This window comes from Bacillus hominis (assembly GCF_018332515.1).
Taxonomy (GTDB): Bacteria; Bacillota; Bacilli; order Bacillales; family Bacillaceae_G; genus Bacillus_A; species Bacillus_A hominis.
Map to the genome: position 1 here is coordinate 1 of NZ_BOQD01000243.1, position 22077 is coordinate 22077.

Below are 22077 nucleotides of genomic sequence, written 5' to 3' on the forward strand. Positions count from 1 at the left end.
ATATAAATGTGTTGTTTAAGTGTGAAAAACTAAGCGAGGAGAAGTTAAAATGTCTATTAAAAATACAAATGATCCACGTGTAAAGCGGACGAGACAACTCATACAGGATGCTTTTGTCGCTTTAGTAGGCGAAAAAGGTTTTGAAAATGTAACTGTTCAACATATCGCAGAACGTGCTCCTGTAAACCGTGCTACGTTTTATAGCCACTACCACGATAAATATGACCTATTAGAAAAAAGTATTGAAGAAATGTTAGAGAAGTTAACGGAAGTAATTAAACCGAAAATTAGAAATAAAGAAGAGTTTCAACTGACATTCGATTCACCACATCCGACATTTTTGGCTTTATTTGAGCATATTGCAGAAAACGCTAAGTTTTATAACGTTATGCTTGGTGATAAAGCAGCTGGAAACTATACTCATAAAATGCTGAAAACAATTCAAACATATTTAACTTTAAGCTTATCTATTTCACAGCCGAACGACGAAAAGCTTATGGTCCCTCGTGATATCCTCATTAGCTATGTCACTGGTGCTCATCTAGGAATGATTATGTCATGGCTTAAAAAGGGTATGATCTATACCCCACATTTTATGGCAATGCAATTAACACGCTTAATTATTTTAGGAACCCATACTGCCGCAGGATTAGAAAGGCCTTTTTAAAACATAAAAAGCGAAGGAGGTTATCCTTCGCTTTTTCTTATTAATTAAATGTAATGTTATGTACAGCCTCTTTATCAAGACGTTTAATAACTTCTACAATTAACTTCACTGCATTTTCATAATCATCACGGTGTAACATTGCCGCATGTGAATGGATGTAGCGTGTCGCAATTGTAATTGCCATAGATGGAATACCGTTTACAGCAATGTGAATTGCTCCTGCATCCGTTCCACCACCCGCTACAGAATCATACTGGTATGGAATTTGCAACTCGTCCGCAACATCAACTACAAAGTCACGTAAACCTGTATGACCAATAACAGAAGCATCATATAAAATAATCTGCGGTCCATCACCCATTTTACTTTGTGCTTCTTTTGCCGTTACACCAGGTGTATCCCCAGCGATACCAACATCTACTGCAAATGCGATATCTGGTTTAATATAGTTTGCAGATGTTTTTGCACCACGAAGACCAACTTCTTCTTGTACAGTTCCAACGCCGTATACAACGTTTGGATGCTTTTCATCTTTTAATTGTTTTAATACGTCAATTGCAATTGCACAACCAATTCGGTTATCCCATGCTTTTGCAAGTAACATTTTTTCATTCTTCATCACTTGGAATTCGAAGTACGGTACAACTTGATCTCCAGGTCGTACGCCCCACTCTGTCGCTTCTTCTTGGCTAGAAGCACCGATATCGATGAACATGTCTTTAATTTCAACTGGCTTTTTACGTGCTTCTGGAGGTAAAATGTGCGGTGGTTTTGAACCAATTACACCTGTTACATCTCCTTTACGCGTTACAATCGTTACACGCTGTGCAAGCATAACTTGTGACCACCAGCCACCAACCGTTTGGAAACGAAGGAAACCTTTGTCATCAATTTGCGTAATCATAAAGCCAACTTCATCTAAATGACCTGCAACCATAATTTTCGGGCCGTTTTCTTCCCCTACTTTTTTCGCAACTAAACTTCCTAAATTATCCGTAGAAAGTTCATCCGCAAACGGCTCGATATATTTCTTCATTACTTCACGTGGTTCACGCTCGTTCCCAGCAATACCACGTGCATCCGTTAATTCTTTTAGCATTGTCAATGTCGAGTCTAATTTTGTCATTGCCAACACCCTCCTTTTTCTTCAGTCACTTCATTATACAATAATTAAATTGAAATATTCAAAAATTAAATTAGTATCCTTGTGTTTGACGCTGATGATTTACTTCATTTTTATCTAAATAGGCCTTTTCAATCTCTTCTTGTTCAAATTCAAGCGCTTGTCCAAGTCGAAGATAGCTTGTAAATAATTCAATATAGTTCGTGATAGAAGGTTGATCTGTAAAACGAATCACTTTCGCATATGTGTCTAAGAAAATTTCGACTTGTGTTTTATTCGTTTGCGCACATTTATAGAATAAGAAGTTTTTATCAATTCCTAAATCGATTCCGATTGATAAAATAAAATGCAAACCATCTACGTATTCTTCTAATATTACTTCACGTTCTGACGCTGGTTTATTGCTCCAATATTTAAAACAACGTGTTTCATTTGCAAGTTCTCCAATTTCTACAAGAAGAGCTAACATTTTTTCTTTTAACAATTTCTTCGGTTGTAAGTCATGCTCTTTCACAATACGGTCATCTAATTCTTTTTGTAATTTAAATAGTTGTAGTAAGTCCATTCTATTGTCCTCCTCCAACATCGCATTTTCCGCAACAATGTTGTTTCATCTCAAAGTTCATTATTATTTTTCGTTTCTTATTAACAAGTCAGCTACCTACATCTTTATAAAGATAGCTTGTCCTTAATTTGCAAATACGTTTCAATCATCACTCATAGATTGTTCACTTGATGAAAGTTCCATATCATCCTTCCATTATAGCAGTGTCGTTTCTACTAGGAAAGATACACTTCCTCACGAATGAGTTCAAATAAAGTGAAACTTTAATCAGTGGGGGTTTACTGCCCGACAAATGGCGGGATAAAAAAAGTCAGGAGGATTCTCCTGACTTTATATGTATATTCTCTTATAACGCTATAGCTTTTATATTGATTTTGTCATATCGATAACGACACGTCCGTTAATCTTTCCTACTTTCATGTAAACGCCTCCTCGTTATCGTTACAAAAGTTCTTACAAACACACCTTAATATACTAGAGAGAAATAACTCATTTAATTGTGACGACACTAAGCGGTAAATTTTACAATTTATTGAATGGTTATAATAAAACAAACAAAAAACCTTAGAAGAAAGATCTTCTAAGGTTTTACACAATTAGTTAATGTTGTTTTTTGCAACTGTTGCTAATTCAGCGAAAGCTTTTTCGTCATGAACAGCTAAGTCAGCAAGCATCTTGCGGTTAACTTCGATGCCAGCATTTTTTAAACCGTGCATTAAGCGGCTGTAAGAAAGACCATTCATACGAGCTGCTGCGTTGATACGTGTAATCCATAATTTACGGAAGTCACGTTTCTTTTGACGACGGTCACGGAATGCATACATTAGAGATTTCATAACCTGTTGGTTAGCAACCTTGAATAATGTACTCTTAGAACCGTAGTAACCTTTTGCTAATTTTATAACTTTTTTACGACGTTGACGAGTAACTGTACCACCTTTTACTCTTGGCATAATATTACCTCCTAGTTTGTTCTATATATCAGCCGAACTTATTTTAAGTTGTCAAGCATTTGACGAATGCGTTTGAAGTCACCAGCGCTAACTACACCAGCTTTACGTAGTTTACGTTTAGCTTTTGTAGATTTGTTAGCGAATAAATGGCTTGTGTAAGCGTGAGAACGCTTCAGTTTACCAGATCCAGTCTTTTTGAAACGCTTTGCAGCGCCGCGATGAGTTTTTTGTTTAGGCATAGGTATTTCCTCCTCTATCTATTACTTATCGTTTTTCGGTGCTAAAACTAAGAACATACTGCGTCCTTCCATTTTAGGCTTAGATTCAATTGTACTAACTTCAGCACAAGCTTCTGAGAAGCGATCTAAAACACGTTGACCGATTTCTTTATGAGTAATGGCACGTCCTTTAAAGCGAATTGACGCTTTAACCTTGTCGCCTTTCTCTAAAAACTTGACAGCATTACGAAGTTTTGTGTTAAAGTCATGTTCATCAATTGTTGGACTTAAACGAACTTCTTTCATGCTAATTACTTTTTGATTTTTGCGCTGTTCTTTTTCTTTCTTCTGTTGCTCAAAGCGGAATTTACCGTAGTCCATAATGCGGCATACTGGTGGTTTCGCATTTGGAGCAACCAATACTAAATCAAGATTAAGATTTGCAGCTAAGTCTAAAGCGTCATTACGAGACTTGATTCCAAGTTGATCGCCGTTTGCGCCAACTAAGCGTACTTCACGTGCACGAATTTGCTCGTTAATCATCATATCCTTGCTAATAGTAAGCCACCTCCAAGGTTTTCTTAGAATACGTTTTGCAATTGTAGAACCCGAACAAAAAAAGTGCGGGCATACGGCACCCACACTTGTAATATCTTTAGTAAGAAATACATTTACCTGCTAACTGCGAATGCGTCCATCAGGTGAGAAGCGGGTGCTTCTACTTGTCAAAACCATATTCTATTATCCTTGATGAGTTTATCATAGGACATGACGTCTGTCAAGAAGACGCGATGTGTTTTACCAACAACAAGAAATATTGTAACAAACAACTAGCATACTTGCAATACTTTTTTACGATAAGTATTGTTTGGTTATTTTTTCTAGATTTTCTTTTTTATAATACATAAAAAAGCCGCGGTATACCGCGGCTCTTTCTTATCGTTTTCCTTCTACTTTAATCATGTCAACAAACGCATCTAATGCGATTGTTTCTGATTTTTGTTCACCATATTTACGTACGTTAACGCCATTTTCAGTAACTTCATTGTCACCTACTACAAGCATGTACGGAATCTTTTGCATTTGTGCTTCACGGATTTTGTAACCAATTTTCTCTTCACGAGTGTCTAATTCAACACGGATACCAGCACGTCGTAATTCATCTTGTACTTTCTTCGCATAGTCTAAATGTACTTGCGGAGAAACTGGAATTACTTGCGCCTGAACTGGAGCTAACCAAGTCGGGAATGCGCCTTTGTATTCTTCAATTAAGAAGGCTACGAAACGTTCCATAGTTGATACAACACCACGGTGAATTACAACTGGACGATGTTGTTTACCGTCTTCACCAACGTAAGCTAATTCAAAGCGTTCTGGAAGTAGGAAGTCTAATTGTACAGTTGAAAGTGTTTCGTCTTTTCCAAGAGCAGTACGAACTTGAACGTCAAGTTTTGGACCGTAGAATGCCGCTTCACCTTCAGCTTCATAGTAATCAAGACCCATTTCATCCATCGCTTCTTTTAACATACCTTGTGCTTTTTCCCACATCTCGTCATCAGCATAATACTTTTTAGTATCTGCTGGGTCACGATAAGATAGACGGAATGAATAGTTTTCTAAACCGAAATCTTTGTACACTTCTAAAGTTAAGTTTACAACACGTTTTAACTCTTCTTTAATTTGATCTGGACGAACGAAAATGTGCGCATCGTTTAAAGTCATTCCGCGTACACGTTGTAATCCAGATAATGCTCCAGACATTTCATAGCGGTGCATTGTTCCAAGTTCCGCAATACGGATTGGTAATTCACGGTAGCTGTGAATATCATTTTTATAAACCATCATGTGGTGAGGGCAGTTCATTGGACGAAGAACTAACTCTTCATTATCCATTTCCATTGATGGGAACATGCCGTCACGGTAGTGGTTCCAGTGACCAGAAGTTTCATAAAGCTCTCTGCTTCCTAGTACTGGAGTGTATACGTGATCATAGCCTAAGCTTGCTTCTTTATCAACGATGTAACGCTCGATAATACGACGAATTGTTGCACCTTTTGGTAACCAAAGTGGTAAACCTTGTCCTACTTTTTGGCTATTAGTAAATAGCTTTAATTCTTTACCTAATTTACGGTGATCGCGCTCTTTCGCTTCTTCAAGCATACGTAAGTGCTCATCTAATTCTGCTTTCTTAACGAATGCAGTACCATAAATACGTTGTAACATTTTATTATTGCTATCGCCGCGCCAGTAAGCACCCGCAACGCTTAATAATTTAAACACTTTAATTTTCCCTGTAGATGGAAGGTGAACACCACGGCAAAGGTCGAAGAATTCGCCTTGCTCATAGATTGAAATAACTGCATCTTCTGGAAGATCGTTAATTAAATCTAATTTTAACTCATCGCCGATTTCTTCAAAGCGACGAAGTGCTTCTGCACGTGGTACTTCATGACGAACGATTTCTAAGTTCTCGTTCACGATTTTTTGCATTTCTTTTTCGATTTTCTTGAAGTCTTCAACTGTAATTGCTTCTTCCATATCAATATCGTAGTAGAAGCCATTTTCGATTACTGGACCAATGCCAAGCTCAAGCTTAACATCTTTATATAAACGTTTTAACGCTTGTGCTAAAAGGTGGGCTGTTGAATGGCGTAAAATGTATAAGCCATCTTCAGAATCTAATGTAATAATAGAAACTGCACCATCTTCTTCGATTGGTGTAACAAGATCGATCATCTCATCGTTTAATTTTCCAGCCACAGCTTTTTTCTTTAAGCCTGGGCTAATAGAAGCTGCGATTTCTTCAGTTGTTACTCCTTTTGGAAACTCCTTCACAGCTCCATCAGGGAAAGTAATTTTAACTACATCTGCCATCACTGGTCACTCCTCTTTTTTTCAAAATAAAAAACACTCATCCCATAAAAAGGGACGAGTGTTGAATTCGTGGTTCCACCCTTGTTCCAATTAACCTTATCGTTAATTGCTCAAGTTCAACATAACGGTGTTGTCCGTTAGCAATTACTAGAAAAACGTTCACTGCTAAAGTTTAGAGGTGGTAAGTAATAATCCCGTACTAGGAAGCTCACACCCTAAGGCTTCCCTCTCTGAAAATCGTAGAAAACTACCCATGTCCTCATCATAACATTTCGATATATTTCATTTATGTAGGTAATTATATGCTCAAAAACTTAGAAAATCAAGGGCGTTACCTTTATTTTTTAAATTTTTCACATTGCGCTCAAATTCATGTAATCCATGTAGTTGCACCCGTTCCTGAAATACATTTCGCAAAGTAATAATCATATTATGATCTTGTTCTTTCGTATATAAATAAATCTTTTTCGGCGAAATAGAAAGAAGTGGTGCAATTACTTTCGTATCGATATATACATCCTGTTTCTTTAATAATTCTTCATCTATATATTGAACCAATTTCTCCTGTTTTAAACGTCTACCTTTATCATCATAGAAAATAAAACTTTCATCAAAAATAAGATGTACACAGGACAAACGTGATTTCCGGCTACTTACTTGTTGGCGAAGTGTCTCAATGAACATTTGATATTCCTGCTCCATCTTATACTCATCAATTGCAACTTCAGCAAGCCTAGCTACCATTTCCCTATATGTACGAAGACGAAAACGAACGTATGATGAAAACGAGAATGAGAGCGGATCACAAAGCCAATCATTCAAAGACGACGCAATATAAGATTCAAATTTTTGACGTGTTAAATCACGAGCTACTCCTTTTCTTCTTTCCTTTAAAATCTCATGTGCCATATGCAATATTTGATGACACTCTTCTTGTTCTTCATAAAAAAACTTTTCCTTTAAAATGGTATGAATCCATTCATTTTGTTTCACATTTATAATGAAATATAGTAATACTGGCAATAAAATCTTTTCAATATAATTCGATTCACCTAATGGTATATGAATAACAACCTTTTGTCCGTTTAAATATACACTTGTTTCCTTATATAAGGATTCCGTTCTTTTCGTTAGTTGTCTGTATACGTGCACAGCATCATTTTTTTCTTCGAAGCAAATTTCAATCACTTTTGTCCCCCCTTTTATCCCCGCTCTAAAGGATTGCATCTATACGTTACAAATCCTATAAGAGTCCGATCTATGGAAGTTCACTCTTAGTAGAAACATATCTCCCATCGTTAGAACATCCACTCGATATGGCTTGCTAATTTTATATATATTAAGGGAGGGAGAAAAAAATGATACAAGCTACTCTGAAAAAATGATTAAAATAAAGTGAAACTTTAATCATTGGAGGTTTTGTCCATCCTCCACTGATTATTAGCCTTCACCAATCGGGCTTTTACGGGCAGCCCGACTCCCACCTAACTTCTTTGCTTTACAGCCGAATTTTGAGGTGGGAGTCTTACTGCCCGGCAAATAGCGGGATAAAAAAAAGAGTAAGCTTCTCAGCTTACTCTTTACTTATTACGACGATTCTTCCCACCAATCGGAATTGGTTTCGCTAAATATCTAATTCGTTCCATAATACGAGCTGCTTTCATTTTTTCTGCTTCACCGCGCTGTGTATACGTTAAATGATGTTCCAACTCCTTAAAATCAAAGTTAGATGTAAAGAACGTCGGTAAGTTTTCTAGCATACGGAACTGTAAAATTGCGCCGAGCACATCATCACGTACAAAGCTTGACATCGCTTCTGCTCCAATATCATCTAACATTAAAACTTGTACGCGTTTCACCGCATCAATCTTTTCGCCAATCGAATTATCTTGAATCGAACTTTTAATTTCACGTAAAAATTCTGGAAAGTATACGAGCATCGAACTTATTTTCTTTTGAGCAAGCTCATTCGCAATTGCCCCTAAAAGATACGTTTTCCCTACACCAAATTTACCGTACAAATATAAACCTTGTACTTTTTTACCTGGCTCGAATGTGTTTAAAAATTCATTCGCTGCACCTATTGCATCAATACGCGCATCTAAATCTGAAGGGTCTAAATTTTCCATAGTTGCCTGTAAAATGTCAGCTGGCATATATACACTTTGAACAAGTTTTTCATATTTTTTTCTCTCATCATATGCTACTTTTCTAATGCAACGATCATATTGAATATCAATCATCTTACCTTGGATGACGAGCTTCGGCTCATATCCTTGTAGCATATTTTTACATGACCCTAAATTTGGACAGTCAGTGCACCCTACACTTTGTCCAATGTATTCATATAACTTCACAAGACTTCGTTCAATCATCGAAGTAGTTACTTCACCTTTATGTTCGTCTATAAATTCTTTCACACGTGGGTGCGCCATTACTTCTGCTTTTAACACTTCATATCTATTTTTAAAGTTTTTATTTTCCATTAACTTCGCAAACGAATTTTGAATATGCTCCATTTCCTCACCTCAAAGAGCGTTCATTCTCTTCTATTAATCACGCTTATATTTTTTCAACACTTCTTCTAGTCGTTTTCGTTCATCATCTAACGTACTTGTATCTTTTTTCTTACTTACATCTTTCTTCACTGTTTCTTTCTCTTGTTCTTTCGGCTCTTCTTTAAGCCAATCTGGTACCATTTCGCTTCGTACCGTTTTCTTCGCCGTACGACCTTTTTTCTTCGTCTCAGCCCACTCTTGATATTGACGATTCTCTTCTTTCGCTAGCGCCATCGCCTCGCCTACTGTACCGACCTTTTTTCGCGCCCAATGTCCAGCAATCTTCTCTACATACGTTTTAGCAAGCTTCATATCTGAGCGTAGCATAACGTAATAAATAAGTACATTCACAACCCCTGGCGTTAACTTTTGGTTTATCATTACATCTTCAACAATTTGCAAGTCCGCTTTCGTCGCCTCTGCACCGCCTGAAATCTCTTTCAACAGTTGTTTTGGCGAGATTTCCTCTAACTGCTTCATTAGCATCTCTTCTTGCGTAGATGGTTCTTTCTCTTTCATTGTACGAGCAGCATGAGGTTGCACCCTTTCACTTAATACAGGTAACGCTTGACCATTTTCGAATTGATACCAATCGCGTGCTCCCTTCCGAAGCCTTTCGATATCAATTGTTTGTATCTCTGTCACTGCGCCAAGAACGATATTTTGCATCGATAACACATCCACACCGTACACGTAAGCGAGTGTAATAACACATTCTCTCACTTGATCTGTAATCGCCTTTTTAGGAACAAGCGCTGATAGTCCTTCTACAAATAAAGAGAAATCAAAGAAATCATTCCAAACTTTCGGAGCATCCCCATTCTCGTTACTTGGCATAGTTGTCGTTTTCGGGATACGCAGTTCTTCTTGTGCATATTCAAACTGACCTGGATTAAACGAATCAAATACATCGTTGAAGGAGCGCGTAACATTTTCATAAGAAGCAAAATCGAATTCTTCTTCTAAGAAATATTGCTTTACTTGGTTGTATTTTGTCCGGCTCAAGCGATTATATAAAAAGATACTTAAAACAATATCATCAAAAAACTGCTTCGGAGATAAAGGTGGTTGCAATTCATATATAAACATTCGAATATCTTTTTCTTTCTTAATATATACATTTAAAAGACCAATCGCTTCTAACTTTACTCGTTCCCCATATATTTCAGGAAGTTGCATTTGCATAGTCACCATAAGAGAGTGATGTGTATTCTCTTTTCCAAACACACGATCTTGCTCTAACTCTCCCCATAGCGTCATGTACAAACTAAAAGCTCTACTACCTATTAACGGCTGATACAACATCGTTAATACTTTCCGGTCGTAATTATGTAACAACCCTTTCGCACTTACTTTATAACGATCAATCGGCAATAGCTCCATCCATGACTGTTTTTCCATTCTTGCTTTTCCTTTCTCTTATCCAATCTAACCTATATTTCACTCGTTCTATCTTTATTATATAATTTATCCCGCTATTTGCGGGCAGTAAGACTCCCACCTCAAAATTCGGCGAATGCGAGGAAGTTAGGTGGGAGATAAATTCCCGTAAGTGCCCGATTAGTAAAGGCTAATAATTATTGGGGATGAACCACCCAATGATTATTAGCGAAAAAGAGCTATTAGCTTCCGCTTCTAGCTCTTTTATCTCGTTTACTTACAGTATATAAAGAGATTCCTTCTACTCTCTCTCTTTTTGCAGTATATCTTTTAATTCTTCAATAAATACATTTAAATCTTTAAATTGACGATACACAGAAGCAAAACGTACGTAAGCAACATCATCAATATCACGAAGTTCTTCCATAACAATTTCACCAATCATATCACTTTTCACTTCTGATATACCTAAGTTACGAAGTTCACGCTCCACACTTTGTGTTACTTCCTCTAACTGCCTTAAAGATACAGGTCTTTTTTCACACGCTTTAATTAAACCGCGTAAAATTTTCTCTTTATTAAACTCTTCTCGTGTTCCTTCTTTTTTAACAACGATAAGAGGTGATTCTTCTACTCTTTCAAATGTCGTAAAGCGACTTAAACAACTTTCACACTCTCTTCTTCTTCGAATAGAACGCCCCTCGTCTACCGGACGCGAATCTAACACTCTTGTGCCATTATGAAAACAGGATGGACAACGCAATTCATTCACTCCTTTACAATATAATCTTTTATTCTTTCGCTACTCACCTACATGTGAAAATATATATACAATATTATATAACTCATTCTTCTACAATGACCACTCTAAGTTATTACATATCGTGATCCTATTTTATATAAACTAAAAAAGAGGTGCATTATACACCTCTTTACATTTTAAATCAATTATGTTCTTTTTTAAAGAGCTTTTGTTTCTCTCTGCTTAATTTCGAAGCTACCAGTGCCTCGAGGAAGCTCGATGCTCTCACGCGTTTTCGCGTTTAAACCTTCTGCAATATATTCTGCAGCAACATTTGGATCAATACGATCCCCACAAGTATAAACATCAATACTTGCATAACCGTGCTCCGGAAAGCTATGAATTGTTAAATGTGATTCCGAGATAATTACCACTCCACTTACACCTTGTGGTGCAAATTTATGAAAAGCAACCTCACGTACTTCAGCACCAGCTCTTAGTGCTGCATCCACAAATAATTGTTCAATATACGGCATGTCATTAAGCTTGTCGAAATCGCAATCCCAAAGTTCAGCGATCACGTGACGACCCATCGTATCCATAGTATCCATTCTACAGTTCCCCCTTGTAAATTTATTCTAACTGTTCGAATTGAAAACTAATTTGCAATTTGGCTTGCTCCACTACCACGGGGGAAAGTTAGTCCAGAGAGGTCCTAACCCTTTAAGTAGTGACTACGTACCTCAGCTCTTAAGTTTACGAGTGTTAGTATACTTTGTTTATTTTCATTTTGCAACAACAGTTTTTTCGATTTTCTGTCATAATTTCCTCTTTACTTTTCCCTAAAAAAAATAAACGATTCACAAATACAGTAATCACAACGTTTTTTGGTATGTCCACTATTTGAAAATATACCCATATAATTTTTTTCTTTTCAGAAAAAAATAAAAAAAGAGAGCAAATATTCACTTGCCCTCTCCCTTATTCACTTAAATATGTTGCACATTTTCTTGTTTTGCTAATTCATCAACAACTAACGTTACAAGATCTACAACACGACGAGAGTAGCCCCACTCGTTATCATACCAAGCAAGTACTTTCACTTTACGATCACCCATTACCATTGTAGATAAACCATCAATAATAGCTGAGTGTGTATTTGTATTAAAGTCGATAGACACTAAAGGCTCTTCACAAAATTCTACAATTCCTTTTAACGCACCGTTTGCAACAGTTTTGAATGCTTCATTAATATCTTCAACTGTTACATCACGTTTTACGTCTACTACTAAATCAACAAGAGACACGTTTGGTGTTGGTACACGAAGTGCCATACCATGAAGTTTTCCATTTAAATGCGGAAGAACTTTTGCAAGCGCTTTCGCAGCGCCCGTCGTTGTAGGAATGATTGACTGTCCGCAAGCACGTGCTCTTCTTAAATCTTTATGTGGGTTATCAATATTTTTTTGGTCATTTGTATAAGCGTGAACAGTTGTCATTAAACCGTTTTCAATTCCAAACTGCTCATCTAACACTTTTACAACAGGTGCTAAACAGTTTGTTGTACAAGATGCATTTGAAATAACGGTATGTTTTGTAATATCTAATTGGTCTTCATTCACACCAACTACAATTGTTACATCTTCATTTTTACCAGGCGCTGTTAAAATAACTTTTTTCGCTCCAGCTTCAACGTGAAGAATTGCTTTTTCTTTTGAATTAAATTTACCAGTTGCTTCAATTACAACTTCAACACCTAGATCTGTCCAAGGCAATTCCTTTGGATCACGGTTGTTTAAAAGGCGAATCATTTTCCCATCTACTAATAAGTGATCTTCAAATGCTTCCACTGTTCCGGCAAACTTACCGTGTACTGTATCATATTTAATTAAATGTGCTAACGTTTCGGACGGATAGCTTGCATTGATTGCTACAATTTCGAATGCGCTTTCTTTTATTGCTTGACGAAACACCATTCTCCCAATACGTCCAAATCCATTAATTGCCACACGAGTCATAATATGTTATCCCCCTTGAATGCGTTATACTATTTATCTCAAATCCCAATATTAGTATAACACAAAAAGGAGGAATGTCACTAAGCATTTTCATTAATTTCACAATTTTTTAATCAATAATGTTCCACTTCTTTAAAATTACCTGTAATTGTGTTTTCGTTTCCATAATTGTGCCATCATTATTTATCACTTCATCTGCATTCTTCACTTTTTCTTCTAATGGCATTTGAGATTGAATACGCACCGTTGCTTCTTCTTCTGAAAAGTTATTTCGTTTCATTAAACGGTCTAATTGTGTATTCGGCGTAACTGCTACAACTAAAACGCGATCAACGAGACTCGTTAATTTACTTTCAAATAAAAGAGGAATATCTAACACAACCGCTTGCACACCTTCTTTTATGTACATTTCCTTTTGCATATTCATTTCCTCACGCACTGCCGGATGAACAATTTTATTTAACTGCAATCGTTTTTCTTCATTATGGAAAACGACACTTCCTAATTTCGGTCGATCCAGTTCTCCGTCTTTTTGTAACACTTCCGTTCCAAATACTTCTACAATTTTGTTATATGCTGGTTTTCCTCGTTCTACAACTTCTCGCGCAATAATATCTGCATCAATAACTGGTATACTTAGGTCGCGAAACATTTGAGACACTGTACTTTTTCCACTTGCAATGCCTCCTGTTAATCCAATTACTACTGTCATCATAATCCTCCTTATAATAAAAGGCGCGAAACTAATGTTCCACGCCCATACTTACATTTTCCAAATTCCAATAATAATGAGTAATACCCCAGGCAGGAATGTAAATTTTTGTAACCATTTCATATTCGACAAAACCGTACCAAGCTTCATTCCAATAAATAAAAATAAAGAACTCATAACCGCGACTAATATCGCCATCATAGCAGGTGCATAACCTAATAAAGATGCACCAATTCCAGCACCAAACGAATCTATAGAAAGAGCTATACCAAGAAGTAGCGCTTCTCCTGCAGAAATGGTGCCCGATTTATCAAAATCCGCAACAGTCGGTTTCCGTAAAATTTGAATCACTAGTCCTAGTGAAGCAATCTCTAATTTCCAAACCTTCTCCTCTTGCTTCGGTTCTTCTTTTTTATCACTCCGAAAAAATTGGTATAATACCCAAATCCCTATTCCAATAAGAACAAGCCCACCGATACGCGTTGCGATAACAGGTGAAAAAATTTTCGCGATCATATGTCCAATTCCCATTGAAACGAGCATAACAGCCGCTGAACAGATTCCGATAATTATAATTGATCTTAGTGGAATTCTTACGCTCCTTAACCCATATGTTAGCCCTACACTACAGCTATCTAAGCTTAATGTAAAAGCTAATAAAATAAGAGATAAATAAAGGTACATCGGTAAACTCCTCCCTTATACATAGCTCTGCTGTATGTATATGACAAATGCCTATCCGATGTTATCTCTTTTCTATATTCTAGGCTGACAAATTGGGCAGTAATGTGTTCCTCTTCCACCAACAACTGTTTTTTCTAAAATCGTACCGCAAGTCACACACGGTTCTCCCTTTTTTCCATATACATTTAGAAGTTCTTGGAATGAACCGATTTGCCCTTGCGAATTGATATATGTTCTAATTGTACTTCCGCCTCGCTTCACTGCTTCGCCTAGCGTTGTAACAATCGCTTCGTAAACTCTCTCAATTTCTTCTTCCGTTAAAGATGACGCTTCTCGCTCTGGATGAATATGAGAACGGAATAAAACTTCATCTACATATATATTTCCAAGCCCTACTAAAAGACGCTGGTCTAATAATACGACTTTTATTTTACGATTTGTCTTTTGCAATCTCTCTTGCAAATACTTCGGTGTCAATTCAGCATCAAATGGCTCCGGTCCTAAGTCAGCAAGGGGCATTTGATTCAATTCTTCACCTTTCTTAAAGAGATGCATCGTACCAAACTTTCTCACATCTTTATAATGTAATTCAGTTCCATCTGTAAATAAGAAACGGACATGCGTATGTTTATCAATCGGCTCACCCTCTTGATGCAGTAAAAACTTACCTTCCATACGCAAATGTGAAACAATGACATAATTCGTTACATATAAAAGCAAAAACTTTCCTCTTCGCTTTATATTTTCAATTGTCTCGCCTCTTAGCATTTCTTTAAAGATTTCCGCATCATCTGGGCGTTTTACTATTTTGGGATAGGTAACAATGACATCTTCAATCGTTTTTCCCGTCACAAGATTTTCAAGCGTCCGTCTAACATTTTCAACCTCTGGTAATTCAGGCATTTCATCACTTCCTTATTTCGCGTCGTACCAAGTTGGACCGTAAGAATAATCAACTTTCAGCGGAACAGCTAGTTCAATTGCATGCTCCATTACTTCAGGTACAAGCTTCTCTAATATTTCAATTTCTTCTTTTGGTGCTTCAAATATCAATTCATCGTGTACTTGCAGAAGAAGACGTGCTTGTAATCCTTCTTCTTCTAGACGATCTGCCATAATAATCATCGCTTTTTTAATAATATCAGCCGCACTACCTTGAATTGGTGTATTCATAGCTGTACGCTCAGCAAAGCTACGTAAATTGAAATTACGACTCGTAATTTCCGGAATATAACGGCGACGATTTAATAATGTAACCACATACCCTTTTTGTTTCGCATCTTTTACGATTTCATCCATGTATTCTTGTACACCAGGGAAACTTTCTAAATACTTTTCAATAAATTCCGCTGCTGCTTTTCTTGTAATTCCTAAGTTTTGCGAAAGACCATAATCACTAATGCCATACACAATTCCGAAGTTAACTGCTTTTGCTTGTCGTCTCATGTTAGATGTTACTTCATCTTTCCCAACACCAAATACATCCATAGCTGTTTTCGTATGAATATCCATGTCATGTTGGAACGCTTCAACCAACCCTGGATCATTTGCAATATGAGCAAGCACACGAAGTTCGATTTGTGAATAATCAGCCGCGTACATGATCCATCCTTCTTCTGATGGAACGAATGCCTGACGAATCTTTCTTCCTTCTTCTAATCGAATTGGGATATTTTGCAAGTTCGGATCTGTTGAACTTAATCGACCTGTTTGCGTTAACACTTGATTGAAACGAGTATGGATTTTAGATGAATCTTCATGTACCACTTTCAATAAACCTTCAATGTAAGTTGAATTTAGCTTTCCTAATTGACGATAATGTAAAATATTAGGAATAATTTCATGATGATCCATAAGTTTATCTAATACATCCGCTGACGTAGAATAACCTGTTTTCGTCTTTTTAATAACTGGTAAGTTTAAGTTCTCAAACAGAATAACCCCAAGTTGCTTCGGCGAATTAATATTAAATTCCGTTCCTGCAAGCTTATAAATTTCCTGTTCCATTTCCTTTAATCTACCTGCAAGTTCTTCTCCCATATTACGAAGACGCTCCGTATCAACTTTTACACCTTTTACTTCCATATCAGCTAATACACGTGCAAGTGGTAATTCTAACTCTGTAAATAGTTCATATTGCTCATTCTTTTTTAACTCTTCAACGAATGTTTGCTTTACATCATATAATACATGCACTTTACGAGCTACATGCTCCGCTACTACATCTAACTCCGGAACAGCACGCTTCGCACCTTTTCCGTAAACTTCTTCGTCAGATTTTACCGCATGTGTTTCTTTCATTTTCGCAACAGTACGAAAATCTTTATCGGTATCAGCTGGATCAAGTAAATAAGCGGCAATTAATAAATCAAAATCAATTCCTTGAATATCTACACCTTTCCACTTAAGAGCAACGATAGCTCGCTTCGCATCAAATGTATGCTTTCTCATTTCTCCATTTGCAAGCCATGTTTTGAATGCATCTGATTTAAGAGCTGTTTCTGCCGGAATGAAGTAACAACCATTTTCATTTTGAATACCAAAACCTTGAATATCCGCTTTATGATAGTTATCTTCTTGTACTTCAACAATAAGCGCACTATCTTGCTGAAGCATTTCTTCTGTAACTTCTTCCACAATATCAAATGTAATATCATCTAATTCCGCTGGAGCTGTTTCTTCTGGCGTAGCACCTAACTTATTTAAAAGAGATGTAAATCCTAAATTCTCAAACATCGGAATCACATCACTTGCTTCATATCCCTTATATTCCATATCATCTACATGCACAGTAATTGGTGCATCTGTAATAATAGTCGCAAGTTCTTTACTCATAAGAGCTTGTTCTTTATTTGCTTCTAGCTTTTCTTTTAATTTCTTCCCGCTTACTTGATCTAAATTTTCATATACTGCTTCTACCGTTTCAAACTGCGTTAATAATTTAATGGCAGTCTTTTCACCAACTCCTGGTACACCTGGAATGTTATCTGACTGGTCTCCCATTAAACCTTTCATATCGATAATTTGTTTTGGTGATAAGCTGTATTTCTCAAATAAAGCTTCTGTCGTATACTCATCTACTTCCGTAATCCCTTTGCGAGGAATACATACGAGTGTATTATCTGAAACAAGTTGTAGTAAATCTTTATCTCCTGATATAACTTTAACATGAAGCCCTTGCTCACTCGCCTCTTTCGCTAACGTCCCCATAATGTCATCCGCTTCATAATTTTCTAACTCATAACGCGGAACATTAAATGCATCAAGTACCTCACGAATAAATGGGAATTGCTCTGATAACTCAGGTGGAGTCTTTTGACGCCCTCCCTTATAATCACTATATGTTTTATGACGGAATGTTGTTTTTCCCGCATCAAATGCTACAAGCATGTGCGTCGGTTTTTCTTCCTCTAATATTCTCATTAACATCATCGTAAAACCGTAAATTGCGTTCGTATGTATACCTTTGTCGTTATTTAAAAGCGGTAGTGCAAAGAAAGCACGATACGCGATATTATTACCATCTACTAATACGACTTTTTTTTCCAAACTATAAACCTCCCCATACAAATTTGAAACGATTTTTCCATAGAAAAAAAACCGTTCCTTTCCTCTCTCTATATTAACATGACTAATAGAGAGAAGAAAAATAACGGTTTTTTTCTATTATATATAAACAGACTTTTATTGGCATAAAAGGGAAGTGACGAGAATAGCATAACTATTCTCGTCCAAAATTACTCCTTGGATGAAGGGGTTTTCATGTATTATATTAACAGAGCTTTATTAATATTTAATTAAGCCATTGTTAATATATTGTAAATATCCTTCATCCTATTTTTCAGTTGCTGATTTTGGTAAAACAACCGTAAATGTTGTCCCTTGCCCAACCTCACTATCGACTGTAATCGTACCGTGATGAGCTTCAACTAAATGTTTCACAATTGATAAACCAAGACCTGTTCCACCTGTATTTCTACTTCTCGCTTTATCAACTCGATAAAAACGTTCAAAAATACGAGGGATTTCTTCTTTACTAATGCCAATTCCAGTATCCGACACTTTTATATACGCATTATATTTATCTTCTGCTAATTCAACAGAAACAACGCCTCCAGCCGGCGTATATACGATTGCATTATTAATTAAATTAATAAAGATTTGTTTTAAGCGGCTCGGATCTCCAATAACGGAAACTCGTTTCAATACATTCACTTGTAAAGAAATTTCTTTTTCTCCCGCTTTATTATCAAGCACCATGTGAATGTCTTCAAGAATCTCCTTCATATCAACCGTACCCATATTTAATCTAAACCCTTGCTGCTCGATTTTTGACAAATCTAATAAATCTTCAATTAATCCTTGCATACGCTCACTTTCTTTTAAAATGATATGCAAGAAATGTTCGCAGAATTTTTTATTATCCATCGCTCCGTCCAATAGTGTTTCTGAAAAACCTTTAATAGAAGTAATCGGTGTCTTCAATTCATGAGAAACATTCGCTAAAAAGTCTTTTCTCATTTGTTCTAATCTCTTCAGCTCAGTAATGTCATGGAATACGAGAACAATCCCTTTCCACTCATGGTTTGTCCCAATAATTGGCGCTCCGTATACTTCGAAATGCTTTCGCTCAATACCAAGCGGCAATAACATTTGTTTACGCACTTTCACTTCTGTCATAAAGATTTCTTCCACAAGCTCAATAATTTCCGTATGATGAAACGACTCATAGTATAAACGGTCTAAATATTCTTCGTCTGTTACGTGGAAAGTCTCCTTATAAGAACGGTTTACAAGGTTTATATAACCACGGCTATCTATTAGAATCATTCCGCTTCCCATATTTTCAATTAATGTATGCAGGCGGTCTTGTTGCATTTCTTGTTCGAGTGTCATCTCTTGTAAATTACGCGCTAAAATATTAATTGCTTTACTCAGCATTCCTGTTTCATCCGAATGACTTTCGTATGCACGCGCTTTATAATTACCCTTCGCTAATTCGATTGCAACTTTCGTAACTGATTCAATTGGCCTAATATATTGTCCTGTAATTTTGACACCTAGGAATACAACTACGAGACAAGCAATGACGAATCCGATAATTAATAATCCCCACGTTTTTTGGTGAACGTCCCTCAAAGTATCAATTGTACTTTTCACCAAGATGTACCCTTGTTTCCCTTCTACATCCTGGACGAACACAGCATGATAAAATTCATTCTTTTGATCTGTTTCTTTCGTAATGACTTTATTTTTTTGTTTTCCTGCTTCAGAAGAAAGTTCTTTAATCATCTCTTGACTAAATGTAGATTGTTTCCCTCCGCTATATTGAACTTTCTTTTTTTCATCCACAAATATAATAGAAGCTGGTATTTGTTCTTCTAACTTTTCAAAGACATACGGCTTTTTTAAAACAGAATCAAACCCTTGCTCCTCTGCTAATACAGCAACATACCTTGTCTCTTTTACCATTCTCTCTTTAGCATGATCTATATAGTAATTTTCAAATACGGTTTCTAATAATACCCCTAGTCCAACTAAAATAAAAACGATAAGAGAAACAAATGTAAAAAGAAGCCTGGAGCGAAATTTATTCATCCCCTTTTGGCTCCTCTAATTTATAACCTAAACCACGTATCGTTTTAATGTACGTCGGTTTTTTCGTATTTTGTTCAATTTTATCGCGCAAATGGCTAATATGGACATCAACAATTCTTGTATCACCAGCAAAATCATAATTCCATACAGCACTTAATAATTGATCACGAGTTAATACACGACTTTTATTTTTCGCAAGATAAACAAGTAACTCAAATTCTTTCGGTGTTAACTCCAGTTTCCTTCCTTGGAAGTACGCTTCATAAAACTCCGGTAAAATTTTAAGCTCTGCAATTATGATGCTATCTTCATCTGGTGCTTCCGAAACTTGTTCTTCTTGCTGTAATTTCGTGCGGCGCAAAATCGCTTTCACACGAGCAACAACTTCCCTTGGGCTAAACGGCTTCGTCATATAATCATCAGCCCCAAGCTCAAGACCTAGCACCTTATCAAATTCATCATCTTTTGCTGTTAGCATTAAAATCGGCGTCATAACACGCTGCAATCGTAATTCTTTACAAACTTCCATACCATCCATTTTCGGAAGCATTAAATCTAATATAATTAAATCTGGGCGTTCTGTTGTCGCTTTTTGAAGCGCCATTTCTCCATCCATCGCTGTTATAACTTCAAACCCAGCTTGTTGTAAATTAAATTCAATTAAAGTTAAGATAAATTCCTCATCATCAACTACTAAAATACGATTGTTCATTCTTTTCCTCCAAGTTATAGACTTGAAACCTTCTTCATCCTAGTATTTTCCCCGTTATTCTAATCATACTAGAAAACAAGGTCCCCCTCAATATAATTGTCTATTCATGGAGCTCGTTTGTGTAAAATTGAGAAAATAGAAGTAATTATGGCTCACCTTCAGCTACACAGGATTTTTCCAAACTTTATAGATAGCTCACTTCCGTATGAACTACAAAATCTTGATTTTGCGCTAGGAAAAACGAAAGAGCATACGCTATTTTATAATCTGGTGTTTCATATCCATCAAATACTCTCCTGTACATTTCATTCGCGATCGAATCGGCCCACACTACAGCTTCTCTCATCGTTTCAAAGGTTATGTCTTCTCTTTTCCACTTCACCTTAAAAAACCACTCCTTCAATTGACTTCAACTATTACATTATGCGACTAGTACTACCTATTCTATCTTTAGTAATAACATGTATTCTTACTTTCAACACCCCGAGCTGGGATACTATTAAAACAGGCTGTTCAGATTTCGCTGAAGGATTCACACAAGGATTCTTCAACTAAAATAGCGCTAGCTCCCTTATTAAAGGTATGCTAGCGCTATTCGTATTTTCATGTTTTAAAAATTATCTAATGCTTTTTCCATAATAGAAACTGATTTATAAGGCGGTGTTACTGTTAATGAGCCTTTCACAACAGTATCTCCCTTTTCATCATGAGCAGATACAAGCATATCAATTGTATGTTCCTCCTCTGAAACAGCCACAACTTCAAAGTGGATTTGTAACGTCTCATAATGGTGAACATGCTTCACGAATGTAAGGTCCTTCCTAGTAATATGGCTACCTGGACCTGGTAAATATTTCGTAACTGCCGTTGTAATGAGCCCCGTTAGCATAATACTTGGTACAATCGGCTTTTCGTACGGAGTTTGGGATGCGTAATCATGCTGAATATATAATGGATTGGCATCATTCGTTAACCCTAAGTACAATAACAAATCTTTATCCTCAATTTTTTCAGTGATAGATAATTTCTCTCCTACTGTAATTTCATCCATTTTACGACCAATTTGAACTTTTTTCTTTAACATGTTACAACCCCCTCCGATTTTTTCACCTTATTATCCTACTAACAGCGATACCTTCTCCGAAATTTACTATGATGAGGGCAATGTATAGTATAAGTCTATAGTTTCATTATAGGATACTACAAATGATAGCGGTTTCATATTATTTCAAAAAAACAATTTAGTAAATAGTAGAAAAAGATTCGGGGCCCC

General features: G+C 36.5%; 21 protein-coding genes and 2 other annotated features. Of the genes, 1 reads left to right on the forward strand and 20 read right to left on the reverse strand.

What is annotated here, in order from left to right; all coding sequences use genetic code 11:
* Positions 1–49 precede the first annotated feature (49 nt).
* Complete coding sequence (locus KI356_RS20735) at positions 50–667, forward strand: TetR/AcrR family transcriptional regulator (protein ID WP_128280769.1); 618 nt, start codon at positions 50–52, stop codon at positions 665–667.
* 40 nt (positions 668–707) lie between these two features.
* Here the strand turns inward: KI356_RS20735 and KI356_RS20740 are convergent, their stop codons facing one another.
* From KI356_RS20740 to KI356_RS20835, 20 genes are all read right to left on the reverse strand, one after another.
* Positions 708–1793, reverse strand: coding sequence for a M42 family metallopeptidase (locus tag KI356_RS20740; protein ID WP_098990550.1), 1086 nt, complete (start codon positions 1791–1793; stop codon positions 708–710).
* 70 nt (positions 1794–1863) lie between these two features.
* Positions 1864–2355: a dUTP diphosphatase gene (locus KI356_RS20745; RefSeq protein WP_000365057.1), complete on the reverse strand. Its 492-nt coding sequence runs from the start codon at positions 2353–2355 to the stop codon at positions 1864–1866.
* A gap of 596 nt (positions 2356–2951) precedes the next feature.
* A complete protein-coding gene (gene rplT, locus KI356_RS20750) occupies positions 2952–3308 on the reverse strand; it encodes a 50S ribosomal protein L20 (protein WP_001138364.1) in 357 nt (118 codons plus the stop codon).
* Positions 3309–3346: 38 nt separating this feature from the next.
* Complete coding sequence (gene rpmI / locus KI356_RS20755) at positions 3347–3547, reverse strand: 50S ribosomal protein L35 (protein ID WP_001125945.1); 201 nt, start codon at positions 3545–3547, stop codon at positions 3347–3349.
* Positions 3548–3568: 21 nt separating this feature from the next.
* Positions 3569–4072 carry a translation initiation factor IF-3 gene (gene infC, locus KI356_RS20760; protein WP_205685964.1) on the reverse strand — a complete coding sequence of 168 codons (504 nt, stop codon included), beginning with the start codon at positions 4070–4072 and terminating at the stop codon, positions 3569–3571.
* Between the two features lie 63 nt (positions 4073–4135).
* Positions 4136–4256 (reverse strand) — a sequence feature (ribosomal protein L20 leader region).
* A 206-nt stretch (positions 4257–4462) separates the two neighbouring features.
* Positions 4463–6400: a threonine--tRNA ligase gene (gene thrS, locus KI356_RS20765; RefSeq protein ID WP_000786076.1), complete on the reverse strand. Its 1938-nt coding sequence runs from the start codon at positions 6398–6400 to the stop codon at positions 4463–4465.
* 47 nt (positions 6401–6447) lie between these two features.
* Positions 6448–6675 (reverse strand) — a binding site (T-box leader).
* Between the two features lie 31 nt (positions 6676–6706).
* Entirely contained in the window at positions 6707–7588 is an 882-nt protein-coding gene (gene ytxC, locus KI356_RS20770) for a putative sporulation protein YtxC (RefSeq protein WP_212936319.1), read from the reverse strand.
* Between the two features lie 392 nt (positions 7589–7980).
* The gene (dnaI, locus tag KI356_RS20775; RefSeq protein WP_128280766.1) at positions 7981–8919 is read right to left on the reverse strand and encodes a primosomal protein DnaI; all 939 of its coding nucleotides are present in this window, start codon (positions 8917–8919) and stop codon (positions 7981–7983) included.
* Positions 8920–8952: 33 nt separating this feature from the next.
* Positions 8953–10359 (reverse strand): replication initiation and membrane attachment family protein, encoded by a 1407-nt coding sequence (locus KI356_RS20780; RefSeq protein ID WP_212936320.1) that lies wholly within the window; start codon positions 10357–10359, stop codon positions 8953–8955.
* Between the two features lie 280 nt (positions 10360–10639).
* On the reverse strand, positions 10640–11101 hold the full coding sequence (gene nrdR, locus KI356_RS20785) for a transcriptional regulator NrdR (protein WP_001203686.1): 462 nt from the start codon (positions 11099–11101) through the stop codon (positions 10640–10642).
* 197 nt (positions 11102–11298) lie between these two features.
* Positions 11299–11682, reverse strand: a complete 384-nt coding sequence (gene speD, locus KI356_RS20790) for an adenosylmethionine decarboxylase (protein WP_002003660.1) — start codon at positions 11680–11682, stop codon at positions 11299–11301.
* Positions 11683–12069: 387 nt separating this feature from the next.
* Positions 12070–13098 carry a glyceraldehyde-3-phosphate dehydrogenase gene (locus KI356_RS20795; RefSeq protein WP_002164998.1) on the reverse strand — a complete coding sequence of 343 codons (1029 nt, stop codon included), beginning with the start codon at positions 13096–13098 and terminating at the stop codon, positions 12070–12072.
* A gap of 109 nt (positions 13099–13207) precedes the next feature.
* Complete coding sequence (gene coaE, locus KI356_RS20800) at positions 13208–13810, reverse strand: dephospho-CoA kinase (RefSeq protein WP_128280764.1); 603 nt, start codon at positions 13808–13810, stop codon at positions 13208–13210.
* A gap of 51 nt (positions 13811–13861) precedes the next feature.
* Positions 13862–14494: a sporulation membrane protein YtaF gene (ytaF, locus tag KI356_RS20805; protein WP_097905765.1), complete on the reverse strand. Its 633-nt coding sequence runs from the start codon at positions 14492–14494 to the stop codon at positions 13862–13864.
* 72 nt (positions 14495–14566) lie between these two features.
* A complete protein-coding gene (gene mutM / locus KI356_RS20810; protein ID WP_002122964.1) occupies positions 14567–15397 on the reverse strand; it encodes a DNA-formamidopyrimidine glycosylase in 831 nt (276 codons plus the stop codon).
* Between the two features lie 12 nt (positions 15398–15409).
* Positions 15410–18043 carry a DNA polymerase I gene (gene polA, locus KI356_RS20815; RefSeq protein ID WP_212936321.1) on the reverse strand — a complete coding sequence of 878 codons (2634 nt, stop codon included), beginning with the start codon at positions 18041–18043 and terminating at the stop codon, positions 15410–15412.
* Between the two features lie 285 nt (positions 18044–18328).
* Positions 18329–20092 (reverse strand): sensory box histidine kinase PhoR, encoded by a 1764-nt coding sequence (gene phoR / locus KI356_RS20820; RefSeq protein ID WP_212936322.1) that lies wholly within the window; start codon positions 20090–20092, stop codon positions 18329–18331.
* The gene (phoP, locus tag KI356_RS20825; protein ID WP_002122968.1) at positions 20085–20804 is read right to left on the reverse strand and encodes a two-component system response regulator PhoP; all 720 of its coding nucleotides are present in this window, start codon (positions 20802–20804) and stop codon (positions 20085–20087) included. The genes phoR and phoP overlap by 8 nt, the downstream gene beginning before the upstream one ends.
* Before the next feature lie 184 nt (positions 20805–20988).
* Positions 20989–21186 carry a hypothetical protein gene (locus KI356_RS20830; RefSeq protein WP_212936323.1) on the reverse strand — a complete coding sequence of 66 codons (198 nt, stop codon included), beginning with the start codon at positions 21184–21186 and terminating at the stop codon, positions 20989–20991.
* Between the two features lie 228 nt (positions 21187–21414).
* A complete protein-coding gene (locus KI356_RS20835) occupies positions 21415–21888 on the reverse strand; it encodes a MaoC/PaaZ C-terminal domain-containing protein (RefSeq protein WP_098268835.1) in 474 nt (157 codons plus the stop codon).
* Positions 21889–22077: the final 189 nt, after the last annotated feature.